General features: G+C 59.7%; 10 protein-coding genes. 2 read left to right on the forward strand and 8 right to left on the reverse strand.

The window, feature by feature from the left end; genetic code table 11:
* Positions 1-12: 12 nt before the first annotated feature.
* The 6 genes from glgA to F8N66_RS31450 form a co-directional block, all read right to left on the reverse strand.
* On the reverse strand, positions 13-1,599 hold the full coding sequence (gene glgA / locus F8N66_RS04350; RefSeq protein WP_150768996.1) for a glycogen synthase GlgA: 1,587 nt from the start codon (positions 1,597-1,599) through the stop codon (positions 13-15).
* Between the two features lie 600 nt (positions 1,600-2,199).
* Positions 2,200-3,153, reverse strand: a complete 954-nt coding sequence (locus F8N66_RS04355) for a D-2-hydroxyacid dehydrogenase family protein (protein WP_150768997.1) — start codon at positions 3,151-3,153, stop codon at positions 2,200-2,202.
* A 10-nt stretch (positions 3,154-3,163) separates the two neighbouring features.
* The gene (locus tag F8N66_RS04360) at positions 3,164-4,189 is read right to left on the reverse strand and encodes an alpha/beta fold hydrolase (protein WP_150768998.1); all 1,026 of its coding nucleotides are present in this window, start codon (positions 4,187-4,189) and stop codon (positions 3,164-3,166) included.
* A gap of 83 nt (positions 4,190-4,272) precedes the next feature.
* Positions 4,273-4,707, reverse strand: coding sequence for a YqaA family protein (locus F8N66_RS04365; RefSeq protein ID WP_150769225.1), 435 nt, complete (start codon positions 4,705-4,707; stop codon positions 4,273-4,275).
* A complete protein-coding gene (locus F8N66_RS04370) occupies positions 4,707-5,153 on the reverse strand; it encodes a DUF411 domain-containing protein (RefSeq protein ID WP_150768999.1) in 447 nt (148 codons plus the stop codon). Before F8N66_RS04370 ends, F8N66_RS04365 begins: the two co-directional genes overlap by 1 nt.
* Positions 5,154-5,363: 210 nt before the next feature.
* Positions 5,364-5,504, reverse strand: a complete 141-nt coding sequence (locus tag F8N66_RS31450) for a hypothetical protein (RefSeq protein ID WP_191622895.1) — start codon at positions 5,502-5,504, stop codon at positions 5,364-5,366.
* A gap of 170 nt (positions 5,505-5,674) precedes the next feature.
* Here F8N66_RS31450 and F8N66_RS04375 point away from each other — a divergent pair, with 170 nt between their 5' ends.
* Positions 5,675-5,863, forward strand: coding sequence for a hypothetical protein (locus tag F8N66_RS04375; RefSeq protein WP_150769000.1), 189 nt, complete (start codon positions 5,675-5,677; stop codon positions 5,861-5,863).
* A gap of 142 nt (positions 5,864-6,005) precedes the next feature.
* Here F8N66_RS04375 and F8N66_RS04380 read toward each other — a convergent pair whose 3' ends face one another.
* Positions 6,006-6,377, reverse strand: coding sequence for a fe2+ zn2+ uptake regulation protein (locus tag F8N66_RS04380; protein ID WP_150769001.1), 372 nt, complete (start codon positions 6,375-6,377; stop codon positions 6,006-6,008).
* Positions 6,378-6,625: 248 nt separating this feature from the next.
* Here F8N66_RS04380 and F8N66_RS04385 point away from each other — a divergent pair, with 248 nt between their 5' ends.
* Positions 6,626-8,971, forward strand: a complete 2,346-nt coding sequence (locus F8N66_RS04385) for an acylase (protein WP_150769002.1) — start codon at positions 6,626-6,628, stop codon at positions 8,969-8,971.
* Between the two features lie 111 nt (positions 8,972-9,082).
* Here F8N66_RS04385 and F8N66_RS04390 read toward each other — a convergent pair whose 3' ends face one another.
* Entirely contained in the window at positions 9,083-13,879 is a 4,797-nt protein-coding gene (locus F8N66_RS04390) for a dermonecrotic toxin domain-containing protein (RefSeq protein ID WP_150769003.1), read from the reverse strand.
* Positions 13,880-13,989 lie beyond the last annotated feature (110 nt).

Here is a 13,989-nt window from a genome sequence, read left to right on the forward strand (position 1 = left end):
TTGAAAGCCTCTTTACTGTTTGTGCGATTTCCCCAGTGCTTTGGCCACCAGTTGTTCATAGAGTTCGGCGTAGGGTTCGACCGCCTGGCACCAGTTGAAAGGTTGCGTCATCGCCCGGCAGCGCATGGCGTTCAGCAGTTCCGGGAAGGCGAATACCTTGAAGGCGCGGCTCAGCGCTTCCTGATAGCTCTCAACCGTCGATTCGTCGAACAGGAAACCGGTCACGCCGTTTTCGATGGTGTCGGCCAGACCGCCGGTATTGCGCGCCACCGGCAACGAACCGAAGCGCTGGGCGTACATCTGGCTCAGGCCGCAAGGTTCATAACGCGAAGGCATCAGCAGGAAATCGCTGCCGGCGAACATGCGGCGGGCGTCGGTTTCATTGAAGCCGATGCGCACACCGATCTGCCCGGGGAAACGCAGGGCCAGTTCGCGCATGGCTTGTTCTTCCTCCGGCTCGCCGCGACCGATGATCGCGATTTGCCCGCCGGATTTGACGATGTATTCGGAGACCGCTTCGGTCAGGTCCAGGCCTTTCTGGTAGACCAGGCGCGAGACCACGGCAAACAGCGGGCCTTGCGAGTCTTCCAGGCCGAACAGCTGGCGCACGTGGTCGGCATTGACCGCCTTGCCTTCCCAGTCGCCAATGCTGAAAGGACGGAACAGGTGCGCGTCGGTGGCGGCGTCCCAGCTTTCGTCGATGCCGTTGGGAATGCCGCTGAGCAGGCCTTGCTGGGTCTTGGCGGCGAGGAAGCCGTCCAGGCCGCAGCCAAAGGCAGGGGTGGTGATTTCCTGGGCGTAGGTCGCGCTGACCGTGGTGATGTGGCTCGAATAGGCCATGCCGGCCTTGAGGAACGACATCTTGCCGTAGAACTCCATGCCTTCCTGTTGCAGCGCGTGATGGGGGATGCCCAGTTCAGGGCAGGACCCCAGGCTGGTGACACCCTGGTACGCCAGGTTATGGATGGTGAACAGGGTCGGCGTGCGCTGCCCGCGCCAGTGCATGTAGGCGGGTGCCAGGCCGGCCGGCCAGTCGTGGGCGTGCACCAGGTCCGGGCACCAGTGGATTTGTGCCAGGTTGGCGGCGATGTCGGCGGCCGCCAGGCCCAGGCGGGCGAAGCGAATATGGTTGTCGGGCCAGTCGCGGCCATTGTTGGCGCCGTAGGGCGAACCTTCGCGCTCGTAGAGTTCAGGGCAGATCAACACGTAAATGACCAGGCCATCGGGCATGTCCATGCGCCCGATCTTGCACGGTGGCAGCGCGGCATGCCCGCCCAGTTCACCGATGATGTGGATCGGGTTTTCGCTGTGCAGCACCTGCGGATAGCCGGGGATCAACACTCGCACATCGTGCAGATGGGTCATGGCCCGGGGCAGGGCGGCGGAAACGTCACCCAGGCCGCCGGTTTTCACCAGGTCGGCGATCTCCGAGGTCACGAACAACACTTTTTTCCGGTTGGGATTCTGATGGGCCACTGGTGTCAGCGTTCTGGTGCCGGTCACGCTGATCGACTGGGCAGTGGGAGCACTGACGGCGCTCGATTCGCCGACATGCTGATGAGCACGTTCTCCCTGAACATCTAAAGCCGCACTTATCATATGAATCTCCCGTGTTGTTGATCTAATTCTTAGCTCTGGCAAACGGTGTTTCATGACCACGTCCTGTGGCCGGGCGCAAAAGCGCTGCACATCAGTGGCAGGCGCTGCCCAATGCGCTGAAGCAGAATGGGTGGAGTAGCCATTGCAAGGATTGCACCAGTCGCAACGCACTTACCTTTCAGTCGACCGATCACCAATAGCGAAAGTTTCGATTATTTTTCCGCTTTGTGACCGACCGGTTTTGCCTCGCGAAAGTGAGCCTAGACCAGAACTTAGAGCGGTAAAGCCCGAATGGCAAAATTGTTCGACAATCGGTTCAAAGAGGTACGGACGTGCCGGATAGAGGGGCGAACGCACCGACGAAGGGCAGGTTTTTTTGTGAAAACGAATGAAAAAGAAGCAGAACTGTCACATCGGTGTGCGTGGGTGAACAGTTGGTTTGCACCATTGCGGTGCATGATTTTGCGTGGTGTGGTGTTCGTGAGGGCCTTTTCGCGAGCAAGCCCGCTCCCACATTGGATCTCCATTGAACACCGGTTTTGTGTGCAACACAGATCCAATGTGGGAGCGGGCTTGCTCGCGAAGAACGATAACGCGGTATCAGTTCAGCAGCCGGATCGGCTCCCCGGCGGACCAAGCCCGAATGTCCTCGATCATCTGCGAGAAAAACAGCTGGTAATTCTGCTGGCTCACATACCCCACATGGGGCGTGGCCAGTACATTCTCCAGCGTCCTGAACGGATGATGGGCCGACAACGGCTCGACATCGAACACATCCAGTGCCGCCCCCGCCAGACGCTGTTTCTGCAAAGCCTTGATCAGCGCCGCTTCATCGACAATCGGCCCGCGCGCGGTGTTGACCAGCAGCGCAGTGGGCTTCATCCAGCCCAGCGCCTCGGCGTTCACCAGCCCTCGGGAGCGGTCGCTGAGGACCAGGTGCACCGACAACACATCGGCCTGCTCGAACAGTTCCTGCTTGCTGACATAGGTCACGCCCACTTCCCCGGCGCGTTCTGCCGTGAGGTTTTCACTCCAGGCGATCACACGCATGCCGAACACCTGGCCGAACTGGGCGACACGCTGGCCGATGCTGCCCAGGCCGAGGATCGCCAGGGTCTTGCCATGCAGGTCGCCGCCCAGGCCTTGTTGCCACTGACCGGCGCGCAAGGCATTGGCTTCGGCCACCAGGTTGCGGGTGGCGGCCATGATCAGGGCCCAGGTCAGTTCCGGCGCGGCATGCTTGTAGCTGTCGGTGCCGCACACCTGGATGCCCAGCTCGGCGGCGGCCTTGAAGTCGAGGGCGGCGTTGCGCATGCCGCCGGTCACCAGCAGCTTGAGCCTGGGCAAGCGCCGTAGCAGGTCTTCGTCGAAGCGGGTGCGCTCTCGCATGACGCAAATCACGTCGAACCCGGCCAGGCGTTCTGCCAACGCTGCGTTGTCGGCGGGGTAGTCGTGGATGAAGTTCACTTGCCCGATGTCGTCCAGCGACGACCAGTCGACCACGTCACGGGCCACATCCTGCCAATCGTCAATCACTGCAATCTGCACCGCCATCAGCCTTACCTCATTCACGCACGGGATTGGTTTTGTTCAGCCAGTCAAGCAACGCCTTGTGAAACTGCGCCGGTTCTTCCATTTGCGGCGCGTGGCCCATGCCGGGGAATTCCACCAGGGTCGATTGCGCAATCAGTTTGGCCACTTGTTTACCGAGCACGTCGTAGTGACCCAGCTTCGCCTTGACCTCGGGGGAGGCGATATCGCTGCCGATGGCCGTGGTATCGGACGTGCCGATCAGCAACAGGGTCGGCATCTTCAGGTTGTGGAATTCGTAGTACACCGGCTGGGTGAAGATCATGTCGTAGATCAACGCCGAATTCCACGCGACTTGCGTATGCCCCGGGCCTTTATTGAGGCCGGCGAGCATGTCCACCCAGCGATCGAACTCAGGCTTCCAGCGCCCGCCGTAATAGGTATTGCGTTCGTAGGCGCGGATGCCGTCGGCGCTGAGCTTGAGTTCGCGCGCGTACCATTGATCGACCGTGCGATAAGGCACGCCGAGGGCCTTCCAGTCTTCCAGGCCGATGGGGTTGACCAACGCCAGTTGATCGACCTGTTCGGGGTACTGCAGGGCGTAGCGGGTGGCGAGCATGCCGCCGGTGGAGTGGCCCAGCAGGGTGGCCTTCTGGATGCCGAGGGCCTTGAGCAATTGCTGGGTGTTAGCCGCCAGTTGCTGGAAGCTGTACTGGTAGTGATCAGGCTTGCTCGATGTACAGAAACCGATCTGGTCGGGAGCGATGACCCGGTAGCCGGCGTCGCTGAGCGCTTTTATCGAGGTGTCCCAGGTCGCGCCGCAAAAATTCTTGCCGTGCATCAGTACCACGCTGCGGCCGTTGGCCTTGCCATGGGCGGCGACGTCCATGTAGCCCATTTGCAGGGATTTGCCCTGGGACTCGAAGGCGAAGTGCTTGACGGTGTAGGGATACTCGAAGCCTTCCAGCTGCGGCCCGTACTCCGGGCCTTCGGCAGCGATGACGGGCAGGGCGGCGGTCAACAGCAGGCCGGGCAGCCAGCGGGTGAGGGTCAAGGGCATGGGTGAACTCCGTTGAAAATCTGCCGATGCTGGACCGGCATGATTAGGGCGACATTAAACAGGCAATCGCCACCGCGGTTGGTTCAACCCATCCAGCCCAGCGTGGCCAGGGCTAACACGCCATAACGGGCACCCTTGGCCAGGGTCACGATCAGCAGGAACCGCCCCAGCGGCTCGCGCATCACGCCGGCCACCAGTGTCAGCGGATCGCCGATCACCGGCAGCCAGCTGAGCAGCAGCGACCAGTGTCCGTAGCGTTGATAGTGGATTCGGGCTTTTTCCAGATGCGCTTCGCTGACCGGGAACCAGCGCCGGTCCCGGAAGCGTTCGATGCCGCGCCCCAGCCACCAGTTCACCAGCGAGCCGAGGACATTGCCCAGCGTCGCCACCGCCAGCAGCGACCCTAGCCAGTACTTGTCGCTGAGCAGCAGCCCGACCAGCACGGCCTCCGATTGCAGGGGCAGCAGGGTCGCGGCGCCGAAGGCCGCCACGAACAAGCCGAGGTAGGCGCCGAAAATCAATGGGCGGGGTAGTCCGCCACGACCAGGTCCGTGCCGTCCTTTTTCAGGCCGATCACTTGATAGGCATCGCTCATACCGTCCATTTCCATGCCGGGCGAACCCATGGGCATGCCGGGGGCGGCCACGCCCAACAGGTCATCGCGTTTGCTCAGCGCCAGTACCTGCTCGGCTGGCACATGGCCTTCGACGAATTTGCCATTGATCAGGCCGGTATGGCAGGACGCCAGGCGCGGTGGCACGCCGTGCTGTTGCTTGAACTCGCTCATGTTGGCTTCGACATGATCCTCGACCTTGAAACCGTTGGCTTCCAGGTGGCTGATCCACTTCTTGCAGCAGCCACAGTTGGCGTCGCGGTGGACTTCGATGGGGATCAGGTCGGCGGCCTGGGCCATCGAGGAAATGAGCAGGGCACTCAAGGCAGTCAGACGAAGAGAGGTTCGCATGTCGGAATATGTCTCGGATTGCGGGCGAAAAAACGCATTCTGACCGGTTTTCCCGGCCAGACCTTCAAGGAGTGTTTCTAATTACTACAAGCTGGCAGTCGTATGATCCCGGACCAGGGCTGTCAGGCAGATGAGCGGGACATGACGAAATTGTCAGGTTGGCCGCTGAGCGCCGGATCAGGCGCTCAGGGTGTTGGCTGGGTGGGTGTATCAACGATGTGGGTAATAACCCGGTCCGCCCCGGTCGTCGTAATGATGATCATGGTGCCAGCCACCGTGGGGGAAAACGATGCAACCACTCAGGGACAGCAGGGCCAGCAGGGGAATCAGCAGTGTGATTCGACGCAACATTTGAAAATCCTCATGGTTATCGCCGCTATGAAGCCAAAACGCTTCATCGGCTGTAACATGTGACCCTGTTTGCTGCGCCCCATCCCCGAGAAACGGTAGGGGTTTGGCATGCATCCGGATACAAAGCGGATACATTTTTTCAGTTTCAGGCTTAAGTTCAGGAAAGGCTAATGACCCAGTCGCAACGTTTGAAATATTCCCTTCTGATCGCCCTCGTGGTGCTGGGGATCATGTTTGGCCTGTCGTATTTGCAGAACATCGGCGTCATCAGCGAAAAACTGTTCCAGTACATCGCCATTGGCGTGGCGGTGATCGTGGTGGTCATCAATGGCGTGATGCGGCGCAAGGTCAAGCCCTGACGATTGATGGCGCTCCCGCTACCTGCGCGGGAGCTGTGTAGGAGCTGTCGAGTGCAAACGAGGCTGCGATCTTTTGATCTTGTATTAAAGCAAGATCAAAAGATCGCAGCCTTCGGCAGCTCCTACAGGGAAGACAGGCCCGTCAGTGATGGTGCAGAACGGCCGTGGCCCGTGGGTCCAGGCTGTAGCTTTTGTCGGCGTTGAGCACGATCACGCCTTCGCTGCACAGGCGCTTCAACACTTCGCGCACACTGAGGAACGACAGCGGAATATCCAGCTCCAGCAAATGAGCGTGCACGCCCCGCACCCCCAGGCTGCGATCGTGTTCGGCAGCGTCGAGCAGGGCGTCGATGACCTTGAGTCGAATCAGACTGGTTCGCAGGCCAAAGCTTTTGAGCAGGAAGCGAATCCGCTCATTACCGTGGCGCTCGGTACGCTGGTCGAAAACACCGACCCCAATGGAATTGCCCTTTGGCGCGTTGCTACCGTCCGTTGGCAGTTGCGAGTTGTACATTGCAAAAACTCCTTTTCAGAGCCTGATCAGGAAAAATGGGCGCTCTTACATAACAAGACGTATGAACGACGCAAATCATGAAGACTTAAATGTAGAAATTTCGTCGTCATGGCGTCGGCAGTCCGTCAGAAGCCTCTAAATCGCGGTCCAACAACCTAAATTTTTTTTCTTTGCTTCGTCCTTGAAAGGATGCGCAGCGCCTGCCCGTACGCAGGGCCGTGACCATCGATTTTCGATCAGGAGCGAGTGTGAATATTTCCAGCCAGTTGACCAGGTTGAGCCTGGCGGGTGTATTGGTGGGGCTGAGTCTTGCGGCGAATGCGCGCAGTCAGCCTGAGCAGGCCAGTGCCGATATCCGCCGGACCAGTTTCGGCGTGCCGCATATTCGTGCCGAAGACGAGCGGGGGCTTGGTTACGGAATCGGCTATGCCTACGCTCAGGATAACCTGTGTTTGCTGGCCAATGAGATCGCCACGGTGAACGGTCAACGGTCACGGATTTTCGGGCCGGACCAGTTCACGGTCGAAGAGCGCGAGAACCTCGTCAGCGACCTGTTTTTCACCTGGCTGAACACTCCGCAGGCGGTCGCCGGGTTCTGGCAGGCGCAGCCCCCTGAAGTGCGCGAGCTGATCGACGGCTATGTGGCTGGCTTCAACCGCGCCCTGACAGAGCGTCGGGCGCAAGGGTTGCCGCCGCAGTGCCAGGGCGACTGGGTGCGGGAAATCACCGCCGGGGATCTGGTGAAGTTGACCCGGCGCCTGCTGGTGGAAGGGGGGGTGGGGCAGTTTGCCGAAGCGCTGGCGGGGGCCACACCGCCAGCCGCCGTGGCCGGGAACACCGGTCAACAGAGCGCGTTCCAGGTAGCTGATATGCGCCTGCAGCGTTTTGCCCTCGACCGTGGCAGTAATGCCGTGGCGGTCGGCAGCGAGCGCTCCTTTAACGGTCGTGGCATGTTGCTGGCCAATCCGCATTTCCCATGGGTCGGCGGCATGCGTTTCTATCAAATGCACCTGACCATTCCCGGCAAACTCGACGTCATGGGCGCCGCGCTGCCCGGCCTGCCGATGATCAACATCGGGTTCAATCAGCACCTGGCCTGGACCCACACCGTCGACTCATCCAAACATTTCACTCTGTACCGCCTGCAACTGGACCCCAAGGATTCGACCCGTTACCTGCTCGACGGCCAATCCTTGCCCCTGGACAAGCAAACGCTGACAGTCGACGTGAAGCAGCCGGACGGATCGGTCAAGGCGCTATCCCACGTGATCTACAGCTCGCCATTCGGCCCGATCGTGCAATGGCCGGGCAAGCTCGATTGGGACAACCAGTTCGCCTACAGCCTGCGCGACGCCAACCTCGATAACGACCGGGTATTGCAGCAGTGGTACGCCATGAACCGTGCCGGCAACCTCAAGGATTTTCAGGACTCGGTCCACAAGATCCAGGGCATCCCGTGGGTCAATACCCTGGCCGCGGACGACCAGGGGCAAACCCTGTACATGAACCTGTCGGTGGTGCCCAACGTCAGTGCCGACAAGCTGGCGCAGTGCAGTGACCCGCGCATCGGCTTGCAGATGATCGTGCTCGACGGTTCCAACAGCGCCTGCGCCTGGGGCATCGACCCGCGCGCGGCGCAAAAGGGGATCTTCGCGGCGGACCAATTGCCGCAACTGTTGCGCAAGGATTTTGTGCAGCACGCCAACGATTCGGCGTGGATGGCCAATCCGGCACAACCGCTGGCCGGTTTTTCCCCGTTGATCAGCCAGGACAGCCAGCCGCTGGGCCTGCGCGCGCGTTTCGCCCTGGATCGCCTGGGCACGCTGGCCAAGTCCGGCCCGCTCAAGGCCGCGGATCTGCAACAGATGGTGATGGACGACCAGGTCTATCAGGCCGCGCAAGTCATGCCGGACCTGTTGCAATTCTGCGCCGACGATCTGGGCGCTGATGCGAAAACCCTCGCGCCGTTGTGTGCCAGCCTCAAGGCCTGGGATCGCAAGGCTAACCTCGACAGCGGCCTGGGTTTCGTGCATTTCCAGAATGTCATGGAGCCTCTGGAACAGGTCCCGGATGTGTGGCGCGTGGCGTTCGATCCGCAAGACCCGCAACATACCCCGCGAGGCCTGGCGGTCGATCGGCCGCCAGTGGCGCAGGCGTTGCGCCAGGCGATGCTGGCGTCGGTCGAGCAGGTCAAGGCGTCAGGGGTCAAGGCGGACAGCCGCTGGGGCGATATCCAGGTGGTCAGCAGCGGTGGCCAGCAGACACCGATCCACGGCGGGCCGGGCTCGCTGGGGGTCTACAACGCGATCCAAAGTGTGCCCCGGACCGATGGCAAGCGCGAAGTGGTCAGCGGCACCAGCTACCTGCAAGTGGTGACCTTCGATGACAAGGGCCCGCAGGCCAGGGGGCTGCTGGCGTTCTCGCTCTCCAGCGACCCGGCCTCGAAGTACGCCAATGACCAGACCCTGGCGTTCTCGAAGAAGCAGTTGGGCGTGCTGCCCTTCACCGAGCAGCAGATCACGTCGGATCCGAACTACCAGGCGCAGACAATTCGCGAACAGGATGAGCAGGCCGCGAAGGTGGTCGTGCAGTAAAGTCATGGAGGTTTGACGATGGAAGAAGGCCGCACCTCATAAGAGGCGCGGCCTTCGGTTGTTTGGGATGGGTTACGCAAAGGCTGCTGACATCCACGGTTTTATGCTGGATCAAGGGGTGTTGGTGTGTAATTGGCGTCCAAGGTGCGTGATGAGCCAGGTCACGCTGTCGGCATTGCTCAGTTGCACCTTCAGTCTGATCGTCGGGTCATTAATGAAGCTGTCGCGGGCATCTTTCAGGGTGGTCTTACCCGTTAGTTTCAGGACATGCGTGTTTAGCTCGCCAGCGTAGTCATCAGAACTTCTGTCCCAATCCACCCAGGTATCGGTATCAGGATCATGGATGCTGAACAGTTCCGACAGGGGAGTATGAATCGACAGTGCGCAGCGCTGCAGGTCGGTCAATTCATTCTTGAGCTGCACGGCACGCAGTGTCGTTGTTTCTATCAGTTCGGCGAAGGGTCTGCTGGTGTCGAGATAAGCCAGGTCCAGGGTCTTGAGGAGGATGTGCGAAAGCTCATGGATCAACGTCGATGCGCGAGAGTGGGGCCTGATCGCAAAGGCAGGGTCTGACAGGTAGTTGCGGTAGTGGTCGAAATTGGGGAAAAAGAATTTTTCTGCCAGATAGATTCGGCGCCTTTCGTCCCGATCGACGGTAAAGGCGAACGTGTCATCTCTTCCCTCGACGAGCCTTCCGACCGCAAAACGCCTGGAATTGGGATGCCTGAGGCTGGGGTCAAGCAATCCGGCAAACATGTCGCTGACGACTTGTTCAATCATCGTCACATGCTCGGGCAGGGCGGTCGACACACCCAAAAAGTCCGTGATGATCCCATGCACCGGAGTATGCCGACTGCTATTAGCATTGAGGAGTTGCAGGTTTCGAACACTGTTCCAGACATAGTGGGTCGCCAGGTCCAGTGCTTCATCAATCAAGCGCGCCTTTTGCGGAAACAGTAACCGGATTTGGGGCAATCCACTGGCTTCGACGTTCATGCCCCCCCAGGCCGTAACAGCGGTCTCTATCCGGTTGAGCATGCCGAATCGGGCAAGCGGTGCCTGGCGATCCAGCGTCCATTGCTTCGCTGGGTTCTGACGCAGGTAGGGGCCCTGTTTTTTGTCGTCGCAAATGCGCCAGCGAGTGCCGCTCTTTACCACTGGATAGACTCTGCCTTCGACCGGGCCGTAGTGTTTTTTTGTAGTGGGGTGGGTGTAGAGCCCCAGCGTCGAGTCCAGGGTCAACGAACCCAGGTCGGTATCCGTGCTTTCGTGACGCTTCAAGCGCGCGCGATCGGGTGCCGTGAGGTTAATGTCTTGCCATTTGATCGGGCTTTCGGGTGTTTCTGCGCTGTGCTCGCTGGAAGCCGAAACCACCGTCGTCCCGGTTTGCATCGATTTTCGCAAGTTGGCGAGTTGCGCAATCGCGTTGATAAATGCCTCGATCGCCGGCCCCCATTTGTGTAATTGAAGATCTTCGGCCGATTCCTTGAAATCCCGGTAGCTGCGCCACACGGTGACCGGATACTTCAGCTTGCCCATGAAGAATGAGGTGGCCTGATCCAGGTCTTCGCCCAGTACATGCTTGATGGCTTCCCAATCGCTCTGTTTTTCGTTGTCAGACTGGCTATCCAGCAGGCGCCCGAGCAATGAGGCATTTTCATTGAACAGCTGCCTGAAAAGGTTTCCCCTGACTGGATTGGATGCCAGGCTGAAGGTGCCGGACGTATTGTCCGTGGACGTCAACCGCGCCTTGCACAGAGTGCGATCAGCCGCCGGCAAGCTGTTGAGCACCCAGTCTTGCAGGGCGCCCCGGACCTTCAGTTCACTTACCAGCAAGTTTTCGCCGTCATACTCCTTTACCCCATGTGTCGGGCTGCACGGCGCAATAAGCACCTGTGGCCCGGCGGCATTGTCCTTTTCCCCAATCAACCAGGTGCCTGGCACCTTGATCGCGTGCCCGCTCTTGATACCCGTGAGTTCGAGAGGGCGAATAATTGCATTCGCCTCGTTGATGGCGGCTCGGGCGGTGGCATCAGGCATGTCCATGATTTGGCGAATCAGATCGAACCCGGTTTGACTGAGGCGTTCCTGAAGTTTTTCGCTGTGGGCGTAATGCATCAGTTGCCAGGGCAGTTGGGCGTAAAAACACTCCTTGCGTTCCGCGGCCTGGGGGGCGGTATCGGCAAACGCTGCGTTGAGTATCGACTGGTGATGATGGCCAGGTTTCAGGTTTCGGATCAGGCTCTTGATATAGGCCTCGTTCATCGCCTTGGGAATCGGCGTGGTATCCAGGCTCACCAGGTCGAATCGAACCTGATCCAGGTCCTTGAGATGGATCAATGCAAAGTCGGTCAGGGTTTGCGGGCGTGCCGCGAGCATCCGGCGTGGTTTGACCTGGATCTTGTCCGGATCAAGGTCGAAGGTATCCGCCTTGAGTTGCTTTTGCAGTTCATGGTGAGCCGTGCGTGCCAGGGAGCGAACACCTGTGAGGTAGTCCTTGTCCTCACTGACGTTATTGAGGTACTGCTGAAGCAGTTCGGCATGCAATACCAGATCTTTGTGGGAGGCCTTGGCCAGCCATGCCGGCAGTCTTTGCTGGGTGGTCAGTGACAGGGCAATATCCGCTGCACGGCGCAATCCCGTCTTCGGTAGGCGCAGCGCCACCAGGTTCAGCAGGCTGGTCAGCGTCGCTTGCGGGAGCTTCGAACCCAGCGCGGCAGTGACGCTCGACTGATCCAGTTGCACATAGGGTTTGTGTATCAGATCGAGAAAATGCCCGTCGATGCGTTGCAAGGGGGCCAGGGTGTAAGTGTTTGCAGCCAGTCGCTCGCCACGTTCGAGGTTTTCCAGAAGGACGGAGCGTGCGTCCTGATCGTTAAGGCGTCTTTGGAACTCAGTCAACAAGGGTGTCAAGGACGGGAACGCTTCAAACCCCAGTGCCGGGGTCCAGGCGATGGCCTTGCCCGAATGGTTCGGGTCCAGGCCACCGCGCTCTGTCAGCACAAAACAACTGGCGAGCTTCATCAGGTTCGTTGAATTACCCGTCTTCAATGCCAGGGAAAATATGTCCGGCAGGAAGCCGTTCACGGCGGCACGCTGCAGCCGCACCGGTGTGTCGAGCACGCTGTTGATGATGGCCTGTTCCGTGGGGCCCAGGGTGCGGGCGGCTGTTCTCAATTTCAGTTCGCTGCGCAACGCCGTGGCAAAGATATGCGTGAAGGACGATTGCAACGTTTGCAGCGACGAATCGACGATCCGTTGCGCGTCGGCGAAGGTGGTGGTCGTGGCGGGGATCGCAGGGTGCTTTTCAAGGCTCTGTTCCAGTGCCCGTTCCAGGGTGGAGAGCAGTGCCAGTTGCGCCTTGGCCGATTCGCCGCGTACGGTAGCCGGTTGCGCACTCCAGCGCAGGTCCACATGGGGACTCCAGCGCCCCTCTGCGTTGGCGGCCAATAGCCGGTCATCAATCAGTGCGCGGACATCCAGTGCGTTGTCGATCAAGGCATGCGGCGCCAGCGTGCCTTCACTTTCACGATAGCGACGCAAGGCATGGCTCAGGTTATGAAGTTGCTTTTGCTGAATGTCTGCCATCAATTGCTCGAAGACCGAACCGACGATGGGAACACCGCTGATCTCACGTTCATCCGGCTCGATTGAAAGAAGGGTGCGGCGCTCGTCCAGCGACGTAAAGTTGAGGAGGGTGTCTTCATGCCCTTCGCTGTTGAGCATCTGCAGCACGATCTTTTTGACCGCCGGCAGGTCGCTCGTGGCTTCAATGCCTCTGGACTGCGTGTACAGATAGCCGAGGGTATCGGCGTTGCCGATCATCAAGCTGCTGGCAAGGTCGGCGTAATGCCTGAGGGGCGCGCTGATACGCACTTTTTCGATACGAAGCGGATCAGTGGCGCCAGGTGCGAGACTGACCTTCATCAGTCGCAGGTATTCCTGTGTCGTTAAAACGTTCTGCTGACGCTGCTGCAACAGTTTCAGGTGAAAGGTGTCGCGCATGCATTCGGCAAAAAACGCCGAGCGTGGCTGCCCATGGTCCATGGGCGTATTCCAGAAAGTCTCGACCAGGCTTCGCAGGTGAGGGGTAAAACTTTGCGCGATCTCTTTGACCGCACCTTCCCATGCCTGGTTATCGTCGTCGCTGCTCACGCCGTGCACGGGATTGGAAAAGACCCTGGAACCGCCTGTTGGCCAGTCGTTGGTCAGATAGACATGCAGCAGAGTGTCGCTCAGTGACAGAGAGGGAAGCGTGTGTTCAGCGTCGGTTGAACCGGTTCTGACAAACCGGGTCAGGCGTTGGTCCAGTTTGGGGAAGGCTTTGAACAATGCATGCTTGAGCGTTTCGTCAAGCATCGTTTGTAGCGTCGGCATCTTGACCAGTTCGCCGATCATGGTCGTGATGTTCTGTGCCGCGTTGCGCTCCAGGGTCAGCATCTGCTGTTCGAACACGGCCCCCACGATGGCTTGCGTGGAAATGCCCGGCGCGGTGTCGGCCGACAGCGCGCTGCGCTGTTCGATGGAAAGAAAACGCAAGAGCTCGCGCTTGCCGATGTCCTCTTTGAGCCATGCCTTGAGTTTGATTAACAGGTCGTTTATGTCAGCGAATTTGATCAGGCCTTTCCACGGTGTGTAGAGCATGGCCTCGCCATCGTCCGGACGGCTCATGACAAACGCGCCGGCCAATGCAATGCCCGGCCTGCCTGCCGGCGTCAGTAACAACTGCCAGGCATGCATCGGCCTGGCGTCGGCTTGGCGCGCGTCTTGTGTGGCGAGGTAAACAGTGTTCAGCCAGTTGAGGTCATCCAGGGTGAAATTCAGCGCTTTCTCGCGTTCGCCTGGCTGTTTGGCTTTTGACGCAAGCAGCGCTTCGTCAAAGAAATAGGGAAGTTCGGTAGCCATCATGGCAGGTCCTCGAAGTGCGCGATCCAGCGGTGATCGCGGGGATGGGAGCGAGGACACTACGGGCAGCCCATGGCGGGGGTGCGGTACATATTGCTGGGTGTGAAGCGGCG

The organism is Pseudomonas fluorescens (genome assembly GCF_902498195.1).
Lineage (GTDB): Bacteria > Pseudomonadota > Gammaproteobacteria > Pseudomonadales > Pseudomonadaceae > Aquipseudomonas > Aquipseudomonas fluorescens_BU.

Bases quoted from the DNA above. Each gene is read 5' to 3' on its own strand.
- glgA (WP_150768996.1), bottom strand. From the start codon at position 1,599: ATGATAAGTGCGGCTTTAGATGTTCAGGGAGAACGTGCTCATCAGCAT.
- F8N66_RS04355 (WP_150768997.1), bottom strand. From the start codon at position 3,153: ATGGCGGTGCAGATTGCAGTGATTGACGATTGGCAGGATGTGGCCCGT.
- F8N66_RS04360 (WP_150768998.1), bottom strand. From the start codon at position 4,189: ATGCCCTTGACCCTCACCCGCTGGCTGCCCGGCCTGCTGTTGACCGCC.
- F8N66_RS04370 (WP_150768999.1), bottom strand. From the start codon at position 5,153: ATGCGAACCTCTCTTCGTCTGACTGCCTTGAGTGCCCTGCTCATTTCC.
- F8N66_RS31450 (WP_191622895.1), bottom strand. From the start codon at position 5,504: ATGTTGCGTCGAATCACACTGCTGATTCCCCTGCTGGCCCTGCTGTCC.
- F8N66_RS04375 (WP_150769000.1), top strand. From the start codon at position 5,675: ATGACCCAGTCGCAACGTTTGAAATATTCCCTTCTGATCGCCCTCGTG.
- F8N66_RS04380 (WP_150769001.1), bottom strand. From the start codon at position 6,377: ATGTACAACTCGCAACTGCCAACGGACGGTAGCAACGCGCCAAAGGGC.
- F8N66_RS04390 (WP_150769003.1), bottom strand. From the start codon at position 13,879: ATGATGGCTACCGAACTTCCCTATTTCTTTGACGAAGCGCTGCTTGCG.